This is a genomic window from Clavibacter sp. VKM Ac-2873 (assembly GCF_015351075.1).
Lineage (GTDB): Bacteria > Actinomycetota > Actinomycetes > Actinomycetales > Microbacteriaceae > Clavibacter.
Map to the genome: position 1 here is coordinate 1,509,106 of NZ_JADKRS010000001.1, position 19,770 is coordinate 1,528,875.

21 protein-coding genes are annotated in these 19,770 nt (G+C 73.8%); 8 read left to right on the plus strand and 13 right to left on the minus strand.

Features of this window, described 5'->3' with window-relative positions; translation table 11 throughout:
- Nucleotides 1-96: 96 nt before the first annotated feature.
- Nucleotides 97-1,191, plus strand: coding sequence for a Gfo/Idh/MocA family protein (locus ITJ44_RS07040; RefSeq protein ID WP_194633980.1), 1,095 nt, complete (start codon nucleotides 97-99; stop codon nucleotides 1,189-1,191).
- Between the two features lie 31 nt (nucleotides 1,192-1,222).
- On the opposite strand, the gene ITJ44_RS07045 is transcribed toward ITJ44_RS07040, so the two are convergent.
- Nucleotides 1,223-2,455, minus strand: coding sequence for an aminotransferase class V-fold PLP-dependent enzyme (locus tag ITJ44_RS07045; RefSeq protein WP_194633981.1), 1,233 nt, complete (start codon nucleotides 2,453-2,455; stop codon nucleotides 1,223-1,225).
- A gap of 61 nt (nucleotides 2,456-2,516) precedes the next feature.
- Nucleotides 2,517-3,755, minus strand: coding sequence for a DUF4190 domain-containing protein (locus ITJ44_RS07050; RefSeq protein WP_194633982.1), 1,239 nt, complete (start codon nucleotides 3,753-3,755; stop codon nucleotides 2,517-2,519).
- Between the two features lie 136 nt (nucleotides 3,756-3,891).
- Between ITJ44_RS07050 and ITJ44_RS07055 the strand changes: the two genes are divergently transcribed.
- Nucleotides 3,892-5,133 (plus strand): site-specific DNA-methyltransferase, encoded by a 1,242-nt coding sequence (locus ITJ44_RS07055; protein WP_370551635.1) that lies wholly within the window; start codon nucleotides 3,892-3,894, stop codon nucleotides 5,131-5,133.
- A 17-nt stretch (nucleotides 5,134-5,150) separates the two neighbouring features.
- Here the strand turns inward: ITJ44_RS07055 and ITJ44_RS07060 are convergent, their stop codons facing one another.
- Together ITJ44_RS07060 and ITJ44_RS07065 are read right to left on the minus strand one after the other, a co-directional pair.
- On the minus strand, nucleotides 5,151-7,340 hold the full coding sequence (locus ITJ44_RS07060; protein WP_194633983.1) for a DEAD/DEAH box helicase: 2,190 nt from the start codon (nucleotides 7,338-7,340) through the stop codon (nucleotides 5,151-5,153).
- 86 nt (nucleotides 7,341-7,426) lie between these two features.
- On the minus strand, nucleotides 7,427-7,846 hold the full coding sequence (locus tag ITJ44_RS07065; protein WP_194633984.1) for a PLD nuclease N-terminal domain-containing protein: 420 nt from the start codon (nucleotides 7,844-7,846) through the stop codon (nucleotides 7,427-7,429).
- Nucleotides 7,847-8,032: 186 nt separating this feature from the next.
- Here ITJ44_RS07065 and ITJ44_RS07070 point away from each other — a divergent pair, with 186 nt between their 5' ends.
- Nucleotides 8,033-8,203 carry a CsbD family protein gene (locus ITJ44_RS07070; protein ID WP_194633985.1) on the plus strand — a complete coding sequence of 57 codons (171 nt, stop codon included), beginning with the start codon at nucleotides 8,033-8,035 and terminating at the stop codon, nucleotides 8,201-8,203.
- 66 nt (nucleotides 8,204-8,269) lie between these two features.
- Here the strand turns inward: ITJ44_RS07070 and ITJ44_RS07075 are convergent, their stop codons facing one another.
- The gene (locus ITJ44_RS07075) at nucleotides 8,270-9,175 is read right to left on the minus strand and encodes a metallophosphoesterase (RefSeq protein ID WP_194633986.1); all 906 of its coding nucleotides are present in this window, start codon (nucleotides 9,173-9,175) and stop codon (nucleotides 8,270-8,272) included.
- A 129-nt stretch (nucleotides 9,176-9,304) separates the two neighbouring features.
- Here ITJ44_RS07075 and ITJ44_RS07080 point away from each other — a divergent pair, with 129 nt between their 5' ends.
- The gene (locus ITJ44_RS07080) at nucleotides 9,305-10,102 is read left to right on the plus strand and encodes an HAD-IIA family hydrolase (protein ID WP_011931704.1); all 798 of its coding nucleotides are present in this window, start codon (nucleotides 9,305-9,307) and stop codon (nucleotides 10,100-10,102) included.
- Here ITJ44_RS07080 and ITJ44_RS07085 read toward each other — a convergent pair.
- From ITJ44_RS07085 to ITJ44_RS07105, 5 genes are all read right to left on the minus strand, one after another.
- Entirely contained in the window at nucleotides 10,059-10,316 is a 258-nt protein-coding gene (locus tag ITJ44_RS07085) for a hypothetical protein (protein ID WP_228494510.1), read from the minus strand. The genes ITJ44_RS07080 and ITJ44_RS07085 overlap by 44 nt on opposite strands.
- Nucleotides 10,317-10,426: 110 nt before the next feature.
- Nucleotides 10,427-12,553 carry a septum formation family protein gene (locus ITJ44_RS16140; protein ID WP_194633987.1) on the minus strand — a complete coding sequence of 709 codons (2,127 nt, stop codon included), beginning with the start codon at nucleotides 12,551-12,553 and terminating at the stop codon, nucleotides 10,427-10,429.
- The gene (gene pyrE / locus ITJ44_RS07095) at nucleotides 12,553-13,107 is read right to left on the minus strand and encodes an orotate phosphoribosyltransferase (RefSeq protein WP_015489215.1); all 555 of its coding nucleotides are present in this window, start codon (nucleotides 13,105-13,107) and stop codon (nucleotides 12,553-12,555) included. The genes ITJ44_RS16140 and pyrE overlap by 1 nt, the downstream gene beginning before the upstream one ends.
- Nucleotides 13,108-13,173: 66 nt before the next feature.
- Complete coding sequence (locus ITJ44_RS07100; protein ID WP_228494511.1) at nucleotides 13,174-14,109, minus strand: NAD(P)-dependent oxidoreductase; 936 nt, start codon at nucleotides 14,107-14,109, stop codon at nucleotides 13,174-13,176.
- A 159-nt stretch (nucleotides 14,110-14,268) separates the two neighbouring features.
- Nucleotides 14,269-14,727, minus strand: a complete 459-nt coding sequence (locus ITJ44_RS07105) for an Asp23/Gls24 family envelope stress response protein (RefSeq protein ID WP_194633988.1) — start codon at nucleotides 14,725-14,727, stop codon at nucleotides 14,269-14,271.
- 132 nt (nucleotides 14,728-14,859) lie between these two features.
- On the opposite strand from ITJ44_RS07105, the gene ITJ44_RS07110 reads away from it, so the two are divergent.
- From ITJ44_RS07110 to ITJ44_RS07120, 3 genes are read left to right on the plus strand one after another with little or no spacing between them, the layout of a single operon-like run.
- Nucleotides 14,860-15,414, plus strand: coding sequence for an RNA polymerase sigma factor (locus tag ITJ44_RS07110; RefSeq protein ID WP_194633989.1), 555 nt, complete (start codon nucleotides 14,860-14,862; stop codon nucleotides 15,412-15,414).
- Nucleotides 15,411-16,037 (plus strand): Asp23/Gls24 family envelope stress response protein, encoded by a 627-nt coding sequence (locus tag ITJ44_RS07115; RefSeq protein WP_194633990.1) that lies wholly within the window; start codon nucleotides 15,411-15,413, stop codon nucleotides 16,035-16,037. The genes ITJ44_RS07110 and ITJ44_RS07115 overlap by 4 nt, the downstream gene beginning before the upstream one ends.
- Nucleotides 16,021-16,419 carry a hypothetical protein gene (locus ITJ44_RS07120; RefSeq protein WP_194633991.1) on the plus strand — a complete coding sequence of 133 codons (399 nt, stop codon included), beginning with the start codon at nucleotides 16,021-16,023 and terminating at the stop codon, nucleotides 16,417-16,419. Before ITJ44_RS07115 ends, ITJ44_RS07120 begins: the two co-directional genes overlap by 17 nt.
- A gap of 145 nt (nucleotides 16,420-16,564) precedes the next feature.
- Here ITJ44_RS07120 and ITJ44_RS07125 read toward each other — a convergent pair whose 3' ends face one another.
- Both ITJ44_RS07125 and ITJ44_RS07130 read right to left on the minus strand, forming a co-directional pair.
- Entirely contained in the window at nucleotides 16,565-17,707 is a 1,143-nt protein-coding gene (locus tag ITJ44_RS07125; protein ID WP_194633992.1) for an aminotransferase class I/II-fold pyridoxal phosphate-dependent enzyme, read from the minus strand.
- A gap of 26 nt (nucleotides 17,708-17,733) precedes the next feature.
- On the minus strand, nucleotides 17,734-18,693 hold the full coding sequence (locus ITJ44_RS07130) for a 2OG-Fe dioxygenase family protein (RefSeq protein ID WP_194633993.1): 960 nt from the start codon (nucleotides 18,691-18,693) through the stop codon (nucleotides 17,734-17,736).
- A 191-nt stretch (nucleotides 18,694-18,884) separates the two neighbouring features.
- Between ITJ44_RS07130 and ITJ44_RS07135 the strand changes: the two genes are divergently transcribed.
- On the plus strand, nucleotides 18,885-19,337 hold the full coding sequence (locus ITJ44_RS07135; protein ID WP_228494512.1) for a GFA family protein: 453 nt from the start codon (nucleotides 18,885-18,887) through the stop codon (nucleotides 19,335-19,337).
- 25 nt (nucleotides 19,338-19,362) lie between these two features.
- Here the strand turns inward: ITJ44_RS07135 and ITJ44_RS07140 are convergent.
- A partial coding sequence (locus ITJ44_RS07140; protein WP_370551636.1) for an OB-fold nucleic acid binding domain-containing protein occupies nucleotides 19,363-19,770 on the minus strand: 408 nt, incomplete at its 5' end.

Consider the following 19,770-nt stretch of genomic DNA (forward strand, 5'->3'; position numbering starts at 1 on the left):
GCGAGTATTCCCCAGTCTGCTGCGAGAACCCAACGGCGCCTCCCGGATGATCCGCCCGCCGGGGTCCCGCACGACCCCGCGCGTACGCTGGCGACCATGCCCCGCCCCGCCCCGACCGCCCCGCAGATCCGCTTCGGCATCGTCGGGAGCGGCTGGCGCAGCGCCTTCTTCCTGCGCATCGCGCGCGCCCTCCCGGAGCGCTTCGCCGTCACCGGGCTCGTGACCCGGAGCGCCGAGACGGGCCGCGCGCTCGAGGAGGAGTGGGGGATCCGCACCTTCCGCACGGCGGCCGAGCTGCTCGCCGCGGAGACGCCGTCGTTCGCGGTCGTGTCGGTGCCGCGAACGGCCGCGCCCGACGTGATCGCCGAGCTCGTCGACCGCGGCGTGGCCGTCCTCACCGAGACGCCGCCCGGCGAGACCGTCGCGGACCTCGAGCGGCTGGACGCGCTCGTGCGGCAGGGCGCGCGGATCGAGGTCGCCGAGCAGTACCCGCTCTCGCCGCTGCTGGCCGCGCAGCTCGCGATCGCGGCCGGAGGCCGGCTCGGCCGGATCAGCCAGGCCCAGGTGGCGCAGTGCCACGACTACCACGGCATCCGCGTGATGCGGCGGGCCCTCGGCATCGGCTTCGAGGACGCGACCGTCACCGCGCAGCGCTTCTCGTCGCCGCTCGTCGCCGGGCCCGACCGCGACGGGGATCCCGTGCGCGAGGAGGTCGTGACGGCCGTGCAGACCACCGCGCGCTTCGACTTCGGCGACCGCCTCGGCGTCTACGACTTCACCGACCGGCAGTACTTCTCCTGGATCCGCCGCAATCGGCTCCTCGTCCGCGGCGAGCGCGGCGAGATCGCCGACGAGCACGTGAGCTGGCTGCTCGACGCGACGACGCCCACGTGGGCCGACATCACGCGCGTCGAGACCGGGCAGGGCGGCAACCTCGAGGGCCACCACCTCCGCGGCCTGCTGCTCGGATCCGAGTGGGTCTACGAGAACCCGTTCGCGCCCGGCCGGCTCGCGGACGACGAGATCGCGATCGCGCAGTGCCTCGTCGAGATGCACGCGCACGCGGCCGGCGGACCGTCCACGAACCCGCTCGCCGAGGCGTCGCAGGACCACCACCTCGCGCTCCTCATGCACGAGGCCGCGGCCACGGGGAAGCCCGTCCGCAGCACGCGGCGGGCGTGGGCGGACTGAGCCGACCGGGGAGCCGGCCGGCCGGCGCGGGTCAGCCCGCCAGGTGCCGCCGGATCGCCTCGACGCCGACCTCGACCTCGCGGAACGACGTGGTCAACGGGCTGAGCCCCAGGCGGAGGCCCGACGGCGCGCGGAAGTCGGGGATGACGCCCTCCTCCCACAGCGCGCCCACGATCTCGCGGAAGCGCGGGTGGTCGACGCTCACGTGGCTGCCGCGCCGCTCCTCCTCCCGCGGGCTCGCGACGCGGGCACCGAGCGGCACGAGGTCGCGGTCGACGAGGTCGAGCGCGAAGCCCGTGAGCGCGAGCGACTTGGCGCGGATGGCCGCCATGCCCGCCTCCTCGATGAGCTGGATCATGTCCTGCATCGCGAGCATGCCGACGATGGGCGGCGTGCCGCTGAGGAAGCGGCGGATCCCGTCGGCCGGCACGTACTCCGGCCCCATGGCGAACACGTCCTGCGCCCCCATCCAGCCCTGGATCGGCTGGCGCAGCTCGGCCTGCAGGCCGCTGCGCACGTAGCCGTGCGCGGGCGCGCCGGGCCCGCCGTCGAGGTACTTGTAGCTGCACCCGACCGCGAGGTCGACGCCCCACGCGTCGAGCTCGGTGGGGATCACGCCGACCGAGTGGCAGGTGTCCCAGAGCACGAGCGCGCCGGCGTCGTGCACGATGCGCGTGATCCCCGGCACGTCCGCGAGGAAGCCCGACCGGTACGCGACCTGGCTGAGGACCACGAGCGCGGTCCGCTCCCCCACCGCCTCGGCGACGAGACCCGGCGTGACGCCGGCGTCGGGCGCGACCTCGATCCACCTGATGGTCATGCCGCACTCCTCCGCGACGCCCTCGAGCACGAAGCGGTCGGTCGGGAAGTTGTCGGTGTCGATCACGAGCTCGTCGCGGCCGGGCCGGGCGCGGACGGCGGCGCGGACGAGCTTGTAGAGGATCACCGTGGTCGAGTCGCCGACGAACGTCTGGCCCGCCGCGGCCCCGTACGCGACGCGGCCGAGGTCGTCGCCGATGCGCGTGGGCATCACCAGCCAGTCCTCGTCCCAGCCGCGGATGAGGCGGCCGCCCCACCGCTCCCGCACGAACGACGCCATGCGGTCGACGCTCGCGAGGGTCGGGCGGCCGAGCGAGTTGCCGTCGAGGTAGGCGACCACGTCGTCGGCCTGCACGAACAGCGCGCGGAACCGGGCGAGCGGGTCGCGCGCGTCGAGGTCGGCGGCGGTCGGGATGGGGCGGGCGGGCGTCGCGTCGGGTGTCACCTCCGCAGCCTACGTTCCGCGCGGCGGGCTGCCCCGGTCGCCGGCGCGGGCGCCATGCCGGTCAGCCGGCCCGGAAGTAGTACGCGTCCGCGATCATCCCCGGCGCGGTCGCCCAGAGGCCGTCCGCGGCGCCCTCGATCGGGATCTCGATGACGACGTTGCCCGTCGCGGTGCCCTGCGGCTCGAGCAGCTTGTCGGCGTCCGTGAACGCGGGCGCCGGCGCCTGCACGAAGCTGTCGGCCGCCGAGTACTGCGAGCCATCCGAGGCGAGGAAGCCCACCGCGAGCTCGGAGAGCGGATCGCCCGTGCTCGACCCGAGGTACGTCGCGGTGACCGGGACGACCGCGTACTGCATGCCGTCGGCGGGGGGCCCGTTGGTCGGATCCGCCGCGAGGACCGCCGCCGTGGCGTCGAGGATCGGCGTGCCCAGCGTGATCTGCCACTCCGGGCCGTCGATGCCCTCGCCGGTGACGGGGGTGCCGATCGGCAGCGGGTCGTCGGGGCTCGTGCCGGGCAGCGCCGTGGCGCCGTCCCCGGAGGTGTCCGTGGGCTCGGGGGTCGCGAAGCCGGAGTCGGCGCCCGCGGACTCCACGGCGTCGGTCACCGAGCTGACGAACGCGAACGTGTAGACGAACGCCAGCACGATGCTGAGGACGAAGCCGACGGCGCCGAGGATGAGGCCCGTGAGCGCCAGGGGCTTGCCGTCCATCCGCCGGGCGAGCGAGATGATGCCGAGCACCACCGCGACCAGCGCGGGCACGGCCGTGACGTAGTTCAGGAACGGGATCAACGCGCCCAGGACCCCGGCGATGCCGACGACGAGCGCCGCGATGGCGAGGCCCTTTCCGCCGCGTGGACGCGGCGGCTCGCCGGAGACGTAGGGCGGGGCGGCGGCGTAGGGCGGGGCGGCGCCGTACGGCGGGGCGGCGGCGGCCGGCGCGGCGTACGGCGGCGCGAAGGCGGGGCCGGATGCGCCCGCGGTCGTGGGATCCGACGGGACCGAGCCGGCGGCGGCACCCGTCGCCCCCGCGGCTGCCGCGTCCGCGCCGGCCTCGTCGGCGGCAGGTTCCTCGGCGGCCGGTTCCTCGGCAGCCGGATCCTCGGCGGCCGGTTCCTCGGCAGCCGGATCCTCGGCGGCCGGTCCGGCGGTGTCCGCCGGGCCATAGGGGCTGACGGGCTCCGACGACGCGGCGTCCGACCCCGTCGCCCCGTCGTGCGCGTCCTCGTGCGCCGGGTCCTGGCCGCGCGGCTCGTCGGGGTGGGATCCGTCGGTCCGGTCGGGGTCGCGCTCATCGCTCATGTGACGTTCCTAGCGGAGCGCACGACCCGAGCGGCAGGGTCACGGGCGAACCGCCCCGAAATGGGGGCGCATCCGACCGCCGGTGCGCCGCTCCGGTGCGCGTCGCGCGCCCGCGGGGGTCCGTTAACCTCAGGGCGTGCCCCTGCCCGCGTGGACCCCCGACGGCCCCGACCTCGTGATCCACGCCGAGAACCTCGAGGCCGTGCGCGCGCTGCCCGACGGCGCCTTCCAGCTCATCTACCTCGATCCGCCCTTCAACACCGGCCGCACGCAGGAGCGGCAGAACCTCACGGTCACCCGGACGCCGGATCCAGGACCCGTGGCCGAGGCCGGTCCCTCGGCGGACGCCGGTCCCGACACCCTCTCCCCTGCGGCGCCCCCCGCACGCACGGCCGCCGCACCCGCCGCGGATCCGTCCGCCGGCGCCGCGACCGGTCCTGCTGCGGAGATCGCGTCCCCGGCCTCCCTCGCCCCCGCGAGCACCGCCACGCCCGAGCCGGTCCGTCCGCCGGGCGCGCGCCTCGGCTTCCACGGCCGCAGCTACGACTCCGTCAAGGGCATGCTCTACGGCTTCGACGACTCGTTCGCCGACTACTGGGACTTCCTCGAGCCGCGGCTGATCGAGGCCTGGCGGCTCCTGGATCCCACCGGCACCCTCTACCTGCACCTCGACTACCGCGAGGTGCACTACGCGAAGGTCGTGCTCGACGCGCTCTTCGGCCGCCGGTCGTTCCTCAACGAGATCGTGTGGGCCTACGACTACGGCGCGAAGTCCCGCCGCCGCTGGCCGGCGAAGCACGACACGATCCTCGTCTACGTGAAGGACCCCGTCCGCTACCGCTTCGACTCCGAGGGCGTGGACCGCGAGCCGTACATGGCGCCCGGCCTCGTGACCCCCGAGAAGCGGGAGCGGGGCAAGCTGCCGACGGACGTCTGGTGGCACACGATCGTCTCCCCCACCGGCCGCGAGAAGACGGGCTACGCGACCCAGAAGCCGCTGGGCGTGCTCCGCCGCATCGTGCAGGCGTCGAGCCGGCCCGGCGACTGGGTGCTCGACTTCTTCGCGGGATCCGGCACCACGGGGGCCGCGGCCCGCGAGCTCGGTCGCCGCTTCGTGCTCGTGGACGAGAACCCGCAGGCCATCGACGTCATGCGCGCGCGGCTCGCGGGCGACGGCATCGCCTTCGTGTCGTCGGGCACCGCCGCGAGCGCACCCGTCGACGCCCCCGGATCGCCGCCGGCCACGCCGACAGCGAAGCCGAGCCCGAGGCCGCCGAAGCCGGGGCCCCCGCCCGCGCCTCCGACCGCGCCTCCGACCGCGCTTCCGACCGCGCCTGCGACCGCGCTTCCGACCGCGCCTCCGACCGCCGGCGGCTGACCGCCGGTCGTCCAGCCCTACCCCTGCTGCGCGAGCGCGAAGGGCAGCACGCGCGTGGCGCCGGCCTTCCGCAGCAGGCGGCCGGCGACGGTGAGGGTCCAGCGGGTGTCGACGAGGTCGTCCACGAGGAGCACCGGGCGCGGATCCGCCGCGAGGTCGTCCGCGAGGTGCGCCGGCACCTGGAACCGCGGGTGCACGCGCCCCAGCCGGTAGACGCTGTTGCCGCGCGCCGCGCCGGGCGCCCCCGGATCCACGAGGTCGAGCGACCCGAGGAACGGCAGCCGCCCCACCTCGGCGATGCGCTGGGCGAGGCTGCCGACGAGCTGCGGCCGCCCGGCGGACGGCACGTGCACGACCGCGCGCGGCCGCTCCGCCCACCCCCACTCGGCGAGCACCCGCACGCAGGCCGCGACGAGCGCGTCGTCGACCGGCGCGTCCGCGGCACCGGCCGCGAAGACCGTGCGGAGGCGCCCTCCCCAGCCGAGGTCGGTGAGGCGCGCCAGCGCCCTGCCCTCATCCACCTGCTCGCCCGCCGCGATGGCGCCGCTCAGCGGCACGCCGACGCTCGACGCGCCCGCCGGCCAGCGCAGCCGCGGCTCGATCGGGAGCCCGACCCTGTCGAGCGCCTGCGACGCGGTGGCGGACGCCTGCTGATCGAGCGACGCCGGGTACCACGCGCCCGCGCACCGGTCGCAGCGCCCGCAGGGCGCCGCGGTGTCGTCGTCGAGCTGGCGCTGGAGGAACTCCATCCGGCAGCCGAGCGTGGTCTCGTAGTCGAGCATCGCCTGCTGCTCACGCACGCGCGCTGCCGCGACCTGCTCGTAGCGCGCGCGGTCGTAGACCCACGGGACGCCCGTGGCCGACCAACCCGAGGTGTCGCGCCGGACGGCACCGTCGACGTCGAGCACCTTGAGCAGGAGGTCGAGCCGGCTGCGCGAGAGCGACACCCGCGACTCCAGCGCGGGCACGGACAGGGGCCGGTCGCTCTCGCCGAGCGCCTGGATGACCGAGGCCGCCTGCTGCTCGTCCGGCATGGACGCCGTGGCGAAGTACTGCCAGATGTCCGGGTCCTCGCGGCCGGGCAGGAGCAGCACGTCCGCGTCGGCGGACCCGCGGCCCGCGCGCCCGACCTGCTGGTAGTAGGAGACGGGCGACGACGGCGCCCCGAGGTGCACCACGAACCCGAGGTCGGGCTTGTCGAAGCCCATGCCGAGCGCGCTCGTGGCGACGAGCGCCTTGACCTCGTTGCGCTGCAGCTCGCCCTCCGCCTGCTCGCGGTCGGCCGGGTCGTCGCGGCCCGTGTACGCCTTCACGGCGTGGCCCGCGTCGCGCAGCAGCCGCGCGGTGTCCTGGGCGGCGGAGACGGTGAGCGCGTAGATGATGCCGCTGCCCGGCAGCTCGTCGAGGTGGCTGAGCAGCCAGCCGAGCCGATCGCGGCTGTTCTCGAGTCGGAGCACGCCCAGCCGGAGCGACCGCCGGGCGAGCGGCCCGCGGATGGTGACCACGGGCACGCGGTCGGTCTCGACGACGCCCGCGCCCGCGGATCCGACGCTCAGCTGCTCCTCCACGTCGGCCACCACGCGCGAGTTCGCGGTGGCGGTGGTGGCGAGCACGGGCACGCGCTCGTCGACGGAGGAGATGAGGTCGCGCAGGCGCCGGTAGTCGGGCCGGAAGTCGTGGCCCCAGTCGGAGATGCAGTGCGCCTCGTCGACCACGAGGAGGCCGAGCCGGGCGCGGAGCGCGGGCAGCTGCTCGTCGCGGAAGCGCGGGTTGTTGAGGCGCTCGGGCGACACGAGCAGGAGGTCGACCTCGTCGGCGTCGAGCGCGCGCAGCAGGTCGTCCCACTCGTGGGCGTTGCTCGAGTTCATGGCGACCGCGCGGACCCCGGCGCGGCGCGCGGCGGCGACCTGGTCGCGCATGAGGGCGAGGAGCGGCGAGACGAGGAGCGTGGGGCCGAGCCCCTGCTGGCGGAGGAGCAGGGTGGCGACGAAGTAGACGGCCGACTTGCCCCATCCGGTGCGCTGCACGACGAGGGCGCGCGAGCGATCCTGCACGAGCGCCTCGATGGCCTCGAACTGCCCGTCGTGGAAGTCGGCGCCGGCGACGCCGACCAGCCGCGAGAGGTGCTCGCGGGCAGCGGACCTGAGGTCGGAGCTCGTGGCGGCGGAGAGCGCAGCGGAGGAGGGGGGCGTCGCGGTGTCGGGCATGCGGCCATGCTCCCATCCGCCCCCGACCGCGGCGTCCGGCGGCGGCTCGCGGAGGGAGGGATCCGCGGCGCGCGACCTGGGGAGGACTACCTCTCGGGGGAGGAGCCCGGCTCGATGGCCCGGGGCGAGCGCGCCGGTCCCGCGGCACGCGCGGCCTGCACAGCCTGCTCGGCCTGGAGCTGCCGCATCCGCGCGATCCGGGCGTAGTGCCGCTCCTCCTCCTCGAGGTCGGCGAGCTGCTGCTCGGTGCTGCGGACCCGCTGGTCGACCGCGACGGCCGCGCGCTCGTAGGCGGCGCTGCGGTCGGGCGGGCCGACGGGCTCGCGCCGCGCATCCCAGTCGTGGCCGACGCAGAACCACACGATGCTGCCGATGAGCGGCAGGAAGACGATGAGCAGGATCCAGACGAGCTTCGGCAGGTGCTTGACCTGGTCGTCCGGACGCGTGATGAGGTCGACGAGCGCGCACACGGCGACGAGGAGGGGGAGCAGCCCGAAGAGGATCACGGTCAGGGAGCCTAGGGGCGGTGCGGGGCCCGGCGGAAGGCCCTTGCCCGAACCGGGCCGGACGGCCATGCCCCCTCGCGTTTCGCTCAGTGGACACGCATCCGCCGTCTGTCAGGCGCCCAGGAGCCGTCCGTCCTACAGTCCACATCGTGGGCCGCACCCGGTGGCCTCAGTGAGGAGGAGATCATGGGTCTCGACGACAAGATCAAGAACGCTGCTCAGGACATCGCGGGCAAGGCCAAGGAGGCGCTCGGCGAGCACAAGGGCGACGACAGCCTCAAGGCCGAGGGCCAGAAGGACCAGGCCGCCGCGTCCGCCAAGAAGGCCGGCGAGGACGTCAAGGACGTCTTCAAGTAGAGCCAGACCAGCAGCGCCAGGAGAGGCGGCAACCCACGGGTCGCCGCCTCTCCTCATGCCCGGCGGTCACGGGATGGCGGGAGCGCCCGACTCCGCCGCGATCCGCCGCACCAGGTCCGCGTCGAGCAGCGCGACCTCGTCGCCGTCGTCCTCCGCGTGCGCCCGCACCACGACCGAGGTGACGCCGCCGTCCGGCCGCACGTCGACCACGAGGAACCCGGATCCGCGCACGATGCGCTCCGTGCCGGGTTCCGCCGCCACGTCCGTCTCGTTCGCGACGCCCGGCGCGACCAGCACGGGCACGCCCGCGAGCGACCCGACGATGTGGTGGTGGTAGTGCCCCGAGAGGATCACCCGCACGTCGCTGCCGCGCACGATCTCCGCCAGCCGCTCCGGCCCCTGCAGCGCGAGGGACTCGTGCAGCGTCGTGGGCGCGGGCACCGGCGGGTGGTGCAGCACGAGCACCGTGCCGCGCTCGGCCGGGGTCGCGAGCAGCTCGCGGAGTCCGTCGAGCTGCTGCTCGCGGAGCGCGCCGTAGCCCTTGCCGGGCACGGAGCTGTCGAGGGTGACGACGCGCCAGCCGTCCACGTGGGTCACGCCGTCGATGGGCGGCACGGCCGCAGGATCCCGGCCGTCGTCCACCCCCGGGCCGCCGTGCCCGTCGCCGAGCACGAGCCGGAAGGCCGAGCGCACGTCGTGGTTGCCGGGCGTGAGCACCAGCGCGGCGCCGCGCGACGACGTCCACGGCACGAGCCGCTCCCGCAGGAGCGCGTACGACTCGGGGGTGCCGTCCTCCGACAGGTCGCCCGAGCCGACGAGGAGCCGCACCTCGGGGACGCGGTCGGCCTCGACGAGGACGCGGTCGAGGGCGGCGCCCGTGTCGACGACCCCCTGGTGCAGTCCGCCGTCGCGGAGGAGGTGGGTGTCGCTGAGGTGGAGGAGGCGCAGGGATCCGGGAGGCAGTGCGTGCATGGCCCGACCCTACGGGGGCCGGCCGACACCGCGGCTGCCGCCCGGCGGACATCGGGTGACGCCGCTCCCCGGGCCCGGCCGCCGCGCATCCCCCGGCGGTAGCCTCGTGCCACGACGAGAGGGAACCCCATGGCGACGCGCGACGAGATGGACTGCTGGCTCACCGACATGGACGGCGTGCTCGTGCACGAGAACCAGGCCCTGCCCGGTGCGGCGGCCCTCATCCAGCAGTGGCAGGACCAGGGCAAGCCCTTCCTCGTGCTCACCAACAACAGCATCTTCACGCCGCGCGACCTCTCCGCCCGGCTCCGCGCGTCCGGCCTGCACGTGCCCGAGGAGTCGATCTGGACCTCCGCGCTCGCGACCGCCGCGTTCCTCGAGCAGCAGATGCCCGGCGGATCCGCGTTCGTCATCGGCGAGGCCGGCCTCACGACCGCTTTGCACGAGGCGGGCTTCATCATGACCGACACGAAGCCCGACTTCGTGGTCATCGGCGAGACCCGCAACTACTCGTTCGAGGCGATCACGCGGGCGATCCGCCTCATCAACGGCGGCGCGCGCTACATCGCGACGAACCCCGACGCGACCGGCCCGAGCGCGGAGGGCGTGCTGCCCGCGACGGGCGCGGTGCTCGCGCTCATCTCGAAGGCCACGGGCAAGGAGCCGTACATCGTCGGCAAGCCCAACCCGATGATGTTCCGCTCGGCGCTCAACAAGATCGGCGCGCACTCCGAGAGCACCGGCATGATCGGCGACCGCATGGACACCGACATCATCGCGGGCATCGAGGCGGGCCTGCACACGGTGCTCGTGCTCACGGGCATCAGCGACCGCGCCGAGATCGAGCGCTACCCGTTCCGGCCGGACGAGGTGCTCTCGGGCGTCACCGAGCTGCTGGATCCGGAGCCGGTCGAGTCCGAGCTCTGATCACGCCGGCGGCCCAGCCCGTGAGCGGGGCCAGGTAGATGGAGGCGACGGTGGACACCACCGTGAGCGCCGACAGCGCCAGCGCGTTGCCCGTCTCGCCGAAGACCTGCAGCGTGAGCGCGAACGACGCGGCGCTCGCGCCGAGGGAGGAGACGGCCTGCGCGCCCCACAGGAGGAGGAACGCGCGGTCGTCGGGCTGGACGCGTGAGGTCACCGGTCCTCCGCCCCCTGGATCCGCGCGCGGGTGGCGCGCACGGGGTGTCGAGGATAGGACGGGAGCGGGGCGCGGCTGGTCGGCGGTCCCCAGGCGCCCGGCGCCGCGGACTAGGGGACGACGGGAGGCTGCGGCTTGCCGATGCTGTTCGTGAAGGTGCCGCCGCCGGCGCGCGAGACGAAGCAGTAGACATCGCGGTCGCCCGCGGTCCACTCGTCCTGCGTGATGGGGTACGCCGACTGGTACTGCACGTCGGAGTAGGCGCGGGCCGCCGCGTAGTCGATCACGGTGTCGGCGATGCAGAGCTCGTCGGCGGAGTCGCGCACGGCCTCCTCGCCGGGGAACGCATCACCCGTCTGCGGCAGCGCGACCCGGGCGACCATCTGCGCGTGGTGCTCGGAGGCGCAGTCGACGACCGTGAACTCCTCCTCCCACGGCGTCGTGTACGGGTCGATGCACTCGCCGCCGAGCAGCGCGTCCCAGGCCTGCGTGCCCGCGGCGGCCGGACCCTGCACCGGATCCGTGGGGGTGGGCGACGGGGTCGGCGTGGCCTCGGGCGTCGCCGTGGCGAGGGGGGTGGCGTCGGGCGCGGCGCCCGCCCCGAGCCGCTGGCCCAGGTAGAAGAGGCCGACGAGGAGCAGCACCAGGAGGATGGCGCCGCCGACCCAGAGGCCGGTGCGACGCGGGCCGCGGGGTGCGCGCGGCGGTGCGGCGGCGGGCGGAGCGGGGATCCGGGCGGTGTCGAGGACGGGGGCGCGGGGCGCGGGCGGGCGGGGCGGGGGCGGGGCCGTGTACGGCGGCGGGACCGGCAGGGGACGCGGGGAGGCGGCCGGGACGGCTGCCGTGGGGGCGTCGCGGTCGGGGTGCGCGGCGGTGGCACCGGCGGCGGCCGCCGCGGCCGCCACCGGGAGGACGCGCGTGGGGTCGTCGGCGCGCGCGGGGGCGTCGGGCCGGGCATCGGCGTCGGGATCCGCGGCGTCGCTGTCGTGGACGGGCCCGTCCGCCGGATCCGGCGCGACGTCGCCGAAGAGGAGGGCGATGGCGTCCGTGGGCTCGGCGGTGGGGGCGTCCGACGGCGCGGGGGCGACCGGATCGGCGACGGGCTCGGCTCCCGCGTCGGCCGGCGCGACCTCGTCGCGCGGCTCGGCGTCGTGCTGGGGTGCGTCGTCGGGATCCGACGGCGACGCGGACACGGCTGCCTCCGGCTCCGGCGCGGTCTCGGGGCGATCCGCGGGCGGCGCAGCATCAGGCGGCGCAGCGGGCGCAGCGGGCGCAGCGGGCGCAGCGGCAGCGGGCACGGCGGCAGCCGCGGGGGCTCCCGATGCCCACGCCATCGCGGCCGCGCGTGCCGCGGCAGCCGCGGGGGCGAGCGGCGCAGGTGGCGCATCCTCGTCGTCATGCTCGGCATCGGGCGACGCATCCGCCCCGAGCGGCGCGGGCTCCGCCTCGGGATCGGGCGGGCCGGCGGGGTCGTCCACGACCCCCGCGTCCTCGTCCATCCGCTCGTCGCGGAGCGGCGTGAGCTGCACGGATCCGTCCACGTCGTCGGGCTCCACCACCTCGTCGGCGGGGGCCTCGACGAGCTCGGCGTCGACCACCGGCGCGTCCGAGGCCACGACCGGCACGGCCACGTCGTCCCCGGCGTCGTCTTCGTCGTCGACCGGTTCGAGCACGAGCTCGGCGGGCGCGTCGTCGACCGGCGCGGGATCCGCCTCGACCTCGCCGGCGAGCACCTCGCCGGCCAGCACGTCGCCCATCAGCACCTCGCCCGGCGCGTCGTCCGCGCGCGCGGGCACGTACCCGGGGTCGGGCTCGCCGGGGAGCTCCACGTCGCCCGCGTCGACCGGGGCCGCCGCGATGCCGGGCTCGGGGGCCGGGGCGTTGACGTCGGCCTCGGGGTCGTGCGCGTCCGTGCCGGGATCCACCTGGTCGAGCGGGGCGACGCGCGCGTCGTCCGTGGTCGGGTCGAGCGGCACGATCCCCGCGAGGATGTCGCCGTCGGCGGATGGCGCCGGGTCGACGGGCGCGGGATCCACGCCGTCGTCCGCGGCGTCGGCGTCGGTCGCGTCTTCCTCCGCGGGCGCGGGCGCGGCCTCACGGGAGGCAGGCCGACCCCAGCCGATCGGCGCGAGGGGCTGCGCGGGGCGCTCGCGGTCGGCGTCGGTCGCGGGACGGACCGCGAACGGGTCGTCGTCGTCGCGACCGGATCCGGTGCCGCCGCCGGGCGCCCCGCTCACTAGGCGAGCCCCAGGTCCTCGAGGCCGATCGCGTAGAGATAGCGGTGGCCGGCGGCCTCGATCACCTCGCGGGCGTCGGTCGAGCGGTCGACGACCACGGCGACCGCGGCGATCTCCGCGCCCACCTTCTCGAGCGCCTCGATGGCCTTCAGCGGGGATCCGCCGGTGGTGGAGGTGTCCTCGACGACGATGACGCGCTTGCCCTGCAGGTCCGGTCCCTCGACCTGGCGGCCGCGGCCGTGGTCCTTGGGCTCCTTGCGGACGACGAACGCGTCGTAGCCGCGACCAACCGCGGCGCCCTGGTGCAGGATCGCGGCGGCGATGGGATCCGCGCCCATCGTCAGCCCGCCGACCGCGGCGACGTCGGGCACGTCGGCGATGAGGTCGAGCATGACCTGGCCGATGAGCGGTGCGACGCGGTGGTCGAGGCTGACACGGCGGAGGTCGACGTAGTAGCTGGCCTTCTTGCCGCTCGTCAGCGTGAAGTCGCCGTGGAAGACGGCGTCCCGCTTGATGTGGTCGATGAGCTGCTGGCGCGCGTCGGAGGTCGTCACGCAGCCGATCCTACGGGCGGGGAACCGCGCCGCCCGGTGCGACGGGCGGGCGGGGCCCGGACCCGGTCAGGCGTCGGACGAGGTCGGCAGGCCGAAGACCGTGCCGACCGCGGCCACGTCGTCGCCGCCGTGGCCGGCCGCGGACGCCTCCGCGTACGTCTCGCGGAGCGCCTCGAGCATCGCCGTGTCGAAGTCGTGCGCGTCGGCCCCGTCGAGCGCCGCGAGCATGAGCGTCACGTCCTTGAGCAGTCCGTCGAGCGCGAACGACGGCGCGAGGGCGCCGGTCAGCATCGCGCCGCCCTTGAGGTGCGCGTACGGGGTGTCGGCGGCGCCGCCCGCGATCGCGTCGAGGAAGAGGCGCGGCTCGACGCCGAGCAGCCGCGCGAGGCCGAGCGACTGGCCGGTGGCCGCGGTGATGGAGGCGATCCACGCGTTGCAGGCGAGCTTGAGGGCGGATCCCGGTCCCGCGTCGCGTCCGGCGACCACGGTGCGCGAGCCGGTCGCCTCGAGGACGGGGCGGGCGACGGCGAGGTCGGCCTCGGATCCGGAGACGAGGTGCACGAGGAGGCCCTGCTCGGCGGGGCCGCGCGTGCCGAGGACGGGCGCGTCCACGAAGCGGATGCCGTGCTCGGCGGCGAGCGCGGCGATCCGGCGGGTGCCCTCGACGCCGACGGTGGAGGACTGGAGCAGCACGGCGTCGGGGCGGAGCGCGGGCGCGACCTCGGCGAGGACCTCGAGCACCGCGTCCTGGTCGAACAGCATCACGACGACGACGTCGGCGTCGCGCACGGCCTCCGCGGCGCCGACGGCGACGGTCGCGCCCACGTCGGCGAGGGGCGCCGCCTTCTCGGCGCTGCGGTTCCAGACGGTGAGCGGCAGGCCCGCGCGGAGGATCGAGCGGCTCATGCCGGCCCCCATCACGCCGGTGCCGAGGAGCGCCACGCGGGGCGGCCCGTCGGACGCGGGAGCGGAGGCGGGCACGGCAGCGGTGGCGTCGGTCATCCCCCGACGGTACGCCCGCGATCTGCGAGGACGGCGGCGGCGGCGCGACATGGACGGCGTGCGGCCTGCGGACGTCACCACGGGCCGCCCGTCGCGAGGGCGGGCGGGCGGCCCGTCGGGTGGCGCGGTGGCGCGGTGGCGCGGTGGCGCGGAGGCGGGTCAGGCGGCGGGCGCCTCGGCGTCGGCGTCTGATCCCTCGCCGGGCAGCACGATGTCGGCGATCGTGACGTCGACGCGCGTCACCGGGCGGCCCACGAGCTGGGTCACGGCCTCGGAGATCGCGGCGCGCACGTCGGCCGAGATGTCGTGGAGCGGCACGCCGTACTCGGCGACGAGGGTCACCTCGAACGCGACGCCCGCCTCCTGGACGTCGACGGCGATGCCCTGCGTGAGGTCGGTCTGGCCGATGCGGTCGCGGAGCTGGCCGATGACGCGGGCCGCGCCGCCGCCCAGCGCGTGGACGCCCGGGACATCGCGGACCGCGAGGCCGGCGACCTTGGCGATGACGCCGTCCGTCACCGTGGTGTCCCCCTCGGCGAGGACGCTCCCCGTGACGGCGCCGCTCGTGGGCGTCACGCGGGTGATGTCGGCGGGGGTGCTGGTGTCCTGGTCGCTCATGGGATCCCTCCTCGTGGTCGCCCGGTCGTCCGGGCGGTGCTGTGGTAATCATGGGGGAGACGCGCGGACGGCGCGATCCGTCACGGATCGCTCCCGGATCCGCCTCGTCCCCGGCGCACACGGAGGTACGGCATGGCCCTCTCCTCCTCGCTGCAGGACGCGGGCGACGGCATCCTCGCCGCGCGCGCCGCCGACGGCGACGCCCGGGCCTTCGAGGTGCTCGTCCGGCGGCACGCCCCCTACATGCGCGCGTTCGCGATCCGCCTCACCGGGTCCCGCGCCGACGCTGACGACGCCGTGCAGGAGGCGCTCATCACCGCGTGGGACCGGCTGCCGACGCTCGAGAAGCCCGACCGCGTGAAGAGCTGGCTGCTGCAGATCGTCAGCCGCAAGTCCATCGACCGGATCCGCGCCCGCCGCCCTGCCGACGACATCGACGACCACGAGATCGCCGACCGGCTCACCTCCCCCGAGCGCGACGCCGAGACGTCGTCGCAGATGCGCGCCCTGGCGGAGGTGCTCGATGCCCTGCCCCGCGAGCAGCGCGAGGTGTGGATGCTGCGCGAGGTGGGAGGCTTCTCGTACGAGGAGATCGCCGAGAAGCTGGGCGCGACGCCCTCGACCGTGCGCGGCCGCCTGTCCCGGGCGCGCACCACCGTGATGACGAGCATGGAGGCGTGGCGATGAGCGGCACCGGACCGGGCGATCCCGCCCCCGCGGTCGACGCCGACGGCGAGCCCCTCGACATGGCCGCCCTCGCCGACTACCTCGACCACGGGCGCACCCCGCGCATCGCGGCCTACGAGGACGACCCCGAGACCCGCAACGCGCTGCGCGCCCTCGAGCGCGTGCGCGACCTCGGCCGCGAGCTCGTGGAGGTCGAGGCGGAGGAGCAGGACGCGCCCGGCGACGACTTCTTCCGCGGCGTGCTCGCGCACATCAGCCGCGAGTCGCGCGCCGGCCGCGACATCCCGCTGTCCCACCCGGATCCGGCGGTGAGCCTCGCGCTGACCGAGGGCGCCGTGCGGACCCTCGTCCGCCAGGCCGGCGACGAGGTGCCGGGCGTCCTCGTCGGCCGGTGCACGCTCGACGGCGACGTCACGCGCGCCGGCGAGCCCGTGCGGGTGGCGCTCACGCTCAGCGTCGTGTGGGGGGAGCCGCTGCCCGACATCGCGCAGCGCGTGCGCGAGCGGGTGCACGCGGCCCTGCTCCGGCACACCGAGCTGCGCGTCGAGGGCATCGACGTGACCGTGGTGGACGTGCAGCCGCGTCCCGTGCAGGAGGAGGCCGGAGATGACCCGCGACGATGACGCCCCGGCCGCCGTGCCCGCACCCGTCCCCGTGCCGCTCCCCGCGCCCGCCGACCTGTCGCGCGACCTGACCGCGGTCCTCCGCGACGTCGCGGGCGTGGCCGACGTCTACGCTCCCCGCTCGCCGATCCTGCTCGCCGCCCAGCAGGTAGTGGAGGGCGTCGTCGCGGGATCCTCCACGGCGACCGAGCAGCTGGTCACCGTCGAGACCGGCGAGGGCACCGTGCTCGTGCAGGCGTCCATCGCGGTGGATGCGTCGAGCCGCGCGAGCGACACGGCGCGCGCCGCGGTCGACGCCATCCGCGCGCGCCTCGCCGAGGCGATGGGCGCCGCGGCCGCCGCGCGCGCGGCCGTGACGGTGCGCATCGGCAGCATCGGCTGAGCCGGCTGAGCCGGCATGTGCGGTGCCGCGACCACCGGCTGGAGAGGCGCGCTCCATGCGCTCCATCCGACTGCGATCTCCACCTCCCCGGGCGGACCGCCGCGCCCGTGAAAGCCAATCGGAATCACGGCACCGACCAGGGCGCCTAGCGGAGCGATCTCGCGATTCGCGCCACCCCGGACTCGATGTTCGCTCGCGACGTCGCGAAGTTGAGGCGCACGAAATCGGCGCCGCTTCCGTCGAATTCACGGCCTTCCACAACGTCCACGCCCACGCGCTCGCGGAAGTGCCTGGCCGGGAGAGAAGGCACGCCGTCGACATTCCCGAACCCCAGCCACGCGAAGTACGTCGCGTCCGACGGGTGGTATTCCACGCCGGGGAGATGCTGCACCAATAGTTCCTCGAGACGCGTGCGGTTCCCGCGGAGCAATCGCTTGACGTCGTCGAGCCACTCGCCCCCCTCGCAGTAGGCCGCCGTGGCGGCGATCATCCCGAGCGTGGAGGCCCCGTCGGTCCAAAGACGGTTGAGCGACTTCCAGGTATCACGGTCCGGGCCGTTCGACACGATGACCTGGGCGCACTTCAACCCGGCGATGTTCCACGCCTTGGATGCGGACACCGCAGTGAGACAGTGACTCGCGGCAGCTGCCGAAACGCTCGCGTACGGGGTGTGACTGCCGTACAGAACGAGCGGGGCATGGATCTCGTCGGAGAACACCCGCGCGCCGTACTGTTCCACCAGCTCGGAGATGGCGAGCAGCTCCTCGCGGGTGAACACGGTTCCCGTCGGGTTCCCGGGATTGCACAGCACGAGCAGGCGATCGCCGCCCTTCAAGGCCTGCTCGAGACTGCTCATGTCCATTGCGTATCGGTTCCCGTCGAGGTCCAACCGTGTCGTGATGACGCGCCTACCCAGCATCCTCGGGACGGACAGGAACGCGGGGTAGGCAGGAACCGGCACGATGACATCTGCGCCCGCGGCGCAGAATCGCTCGATAGCGACGTGATATGCCCGCACGACGTCGGGCACTAGCTGCACGTCCTGAGCGGAGACATGCCACCCGTAGTTTTCCGCCAGCCATAACGCAGTCGCCGTCTTGAGCCCGGCCTCGATGGTCTCGGATGGATAGCCGAGCTGGCCGCCCGTCACCGCCGAGAGGATGGCCTGGGACACCGTAGGCGACGTCATGAAATCCATCTCGGCGACCGATAGACCGATCTCGGTCGCGGGATGCGTCCATTTGAGATGCCCCAGGCGTCTCATCACCGAGATCTCCTGCACGGCCACTTGAGGAACCCCCGGGCGGGGCTGCCTCATCGCAGCGCTGTCGGCACCGGGCCCGTCGGCGCGGACTCCCACTTGGCCTCCCGTGGCAGGGAGGGCTCAGTCAGATCGACCGGGATCTGGAGCGACAGGGGTTCCTCGTCGTGCTCGCGCGTCGAATCGAAGGGCTTCGACACGTGACCGGCGACCACGGGCTTGCGGGTGAAGAAGATCAGCATGTCGCGCTTCGCGACCGCATCCGGGTCTTCCGCGTAGACGGATGAGACGCTGTGCTTCCGTTCGTGATCCACGAGGACCAGCGTGTCCAGGAATTCCTGGTGCCGCACGCTCCCGCGGACGCGCTGGGGATCAGCCTGCTCCCAGGGGATCCCCGTGGTCTCGGTCATGTCGTGCATGTAAGTCACTCCACTGGCCGTCGTGATGTTCTCGCTGCCCAAGAACGTGGTCATCGTGTGATCCACTCCATCGCTGTGCACCCCTTCGAGGGAGGGCTCCCCCCTGAGTCGCGGAACGGTGACCGTGCGGATGTTGAACAAGGTGCATATCCACAGGTCGTGGTCGTAGTCGAAGTGAGGCCGGGGCTCCACGCGCGTGTCCCTCACGATGAGGCACTTGAACCTGAGGAGCGCCTGCATGACCGTGTTGTCCTGCAGCTCGAGGCCTATCGGATCGAAGACGCGGGGCTTGCCGGAGTCATGCCTGATGAAATCCTCTGCCGCCGAGAGGACGAAAGGCTGCGGCTCCAGGCGCTTGATCCTGGAATTGGCGAGATCGAAGGCGAACCGCCCATTCCTTGTCCGCCTGAACGGCAGCGTGGGGTCCCCGACGAGGCCTTCGCTGGTCTGCCGGAGCGCGGCGAAGTCGGATTCCTGGGCACCCAGTGCCCTCAAGATCGGGATGAGCCGGCCACCAGGGACGAAGATGGCCCGATCACGCAGATACTCGCCCCTGAGGGCGACGAGCTCGTCAATGGCGTTCTGACGATCCATGGCTTTGACTCTCTATCTGGGCCGCCTGAGCGGCACCTCGTTGCACGCGATGGGAAGCATCCTCGTGGACGGACTGTGGATTGCCCAATCGGCATCCCGCGGGCGCGACATACGCTACTGCAAGTAGCACCACCCTCGAGGTCGGAACGCCATTCGGCACACAACGACATCACCGACAAACTATTCGACGCATGCAGAAACAGGTGCAGCGCGGGAAGGCTCACATGGCTTCGGAGGAACTCCAGCCCCCTCGCCTCGTATGGCGCGACGGCAACTGTCACTGCGGCGCCGTTCAGTTCTCCGTGGCGCTGACCCGGAGCCTGAAGGTCACCCTCTGCAACTGCGGAATCTGCTTCAAGTCCGGGCACCAGGAGCTCATGTTGCCCGAGGACCGCTTCATGCTCCGGTCCGGAGACTCGCACCTGAAGCCGTACAGATTCGGCAACAAGATCGCCGATCACACATTCTGCGCTGTCTGCGGCATCATGCCGTTCTACCGCCCGCGATCCCATCCGGTCGGCTTCTTCAGCGTTAACGCCCGATGCGTGCAGCTCCCCGAGGACGCGGAGGTGGAATACGTCGAATTCGATGGAAAAAACTGGGAGGACAGCATGAGGCAAGGGCTCCACCGGGTGACCGAGTAGGTGCCCGGCCGCACTGTCGTGGAGATCAGCGGAGACACCCCGGTCCGAGGAGAGTCTTGAGCTCTCCGAACAAGTCGGCTCCCAAGGCCACCTTCATCGGCAACCCAAAGATGCGGGCCGTTTCGCCCTTGATGAGCTGCAGTCGCACCTCGTCGTCACCAGAGTGACGTCTCAGGATTTCTTTAAGGGACTGGACGGTGACCGTCGTGGCGCTATGCTCCGCGATGCTGACAACCAAGGGCCCTGAGCCCCTGGCCTGCCCCACCTCGGGCGTCATCACGCTGAAGGCGTGGATGTTCATGCCGTCGTCGCGCATGGACACGCGGCCGCGGATGACCACGATCCCGTCGCTGATGAGGGCCGGCGCGAACTCCTGGTACGCCTTGCCCATGAACATGCAGGTGATCTCGCCGCCGAAGTCCTCGAGCTGCAC

Excerpts from the sequence above, each read along its gene's own strand:
- ITJ44_RS07060 (WP_194633983.1), bottom strand. The coding sequence starts at position 7,340 with ATGCCCGACACCGCGACGCCCCCCTCCTCCGCTGCGCTCTCCGCCGCC.
- ITJ44_RS07075 (WP_194633986.1), bottom strand. The coding sequence starts at position 9,175 with ATGCACGCACTGCCTCCCGGATCCCTGCGCCTCCTCCACCTCAGCGAC.
- ITJ44_RS07050 (WP_194633982.1), bottom strand. The coding sequence starts at position 3,755 with ATGAGCGATGAGCGCGACCCCGACCGGACCGACGGATCCCACCCCGAC.
- ITJ44_RS07120 (WP_194633991.1), top strand. The coding sequence starts at position 16,021 with ATGACCCGCGACGATGACGCCCCGGCCGCCGTGCCCGCACCCGTCCCC.
- ITJ44_RS07080 (WP_011931704.1), top strand. The coding sequence starts at position 9,305 with ATGGCGACGCGCGACGAGATGGACTGCTGGCTCACCGACATGGACGGC.
- ITJ44_RS07135 (WP_228494512.1), top strand. The coding sequence starts at position 18,885 with ATGCAGAAACAGGTGCAGCGCGGGAAGGCTCACATGGCTTCGGAGGAA.
- ITJ44_RS07130 (WP_194633993.1), bottom strand. The coding sequence starts at position 18,693 with ATGGATCGTCAGAACGCCATTGACGAGCTCGTCGCCCTCAGGGGCGAG.
- ITJ44_RS07115 (WP_194633990.1), top strand. The coding sequence starts at position 15,411 with ATGAGCGGCACCGGACCGGGCGATCCCGCCCCCGCGGTCGACGCCGAC.
- ITJ44_RS07105 (WP_194633988.1), bottom strand. The coding sequence starts at position 14,727 with ATGAGCGACCAGGACACCAGCACCCCCGCCGACATCACCCGCGTGACG.
- ITJ44_RS07070 (WP_194633985.1), top strand. The coding sequence starts at position 8,033 with ATGGGTCTCGACGACAAGATCAAGAACGCTGCTCAGGACATCGCGGGC.
- ITJ44_RS07110 (WP_194633989.1), top strand. The coding sequence starts at position 14,860 with ATGGCCCTCTCCTCCTCGCTGCAGGACGCGGGCGACGGCATCCTCGCC.
- ITJ44_RS07100 (WP_228494511.1), bottom strand. The coding sequence starts at position 14,109 with ATGACCGACGCCACCGCTGCCGTGCCCGCCTCCGCTCCCGCGTCCGAC.
- ITJ44_RS07040 (WP_194633980.1), top strand. The coding sequence starts at position 97 with ATGCCCCGCCCCGCCCCGACCGCCCCGCAGATCCGCTTCGGCATCGTC.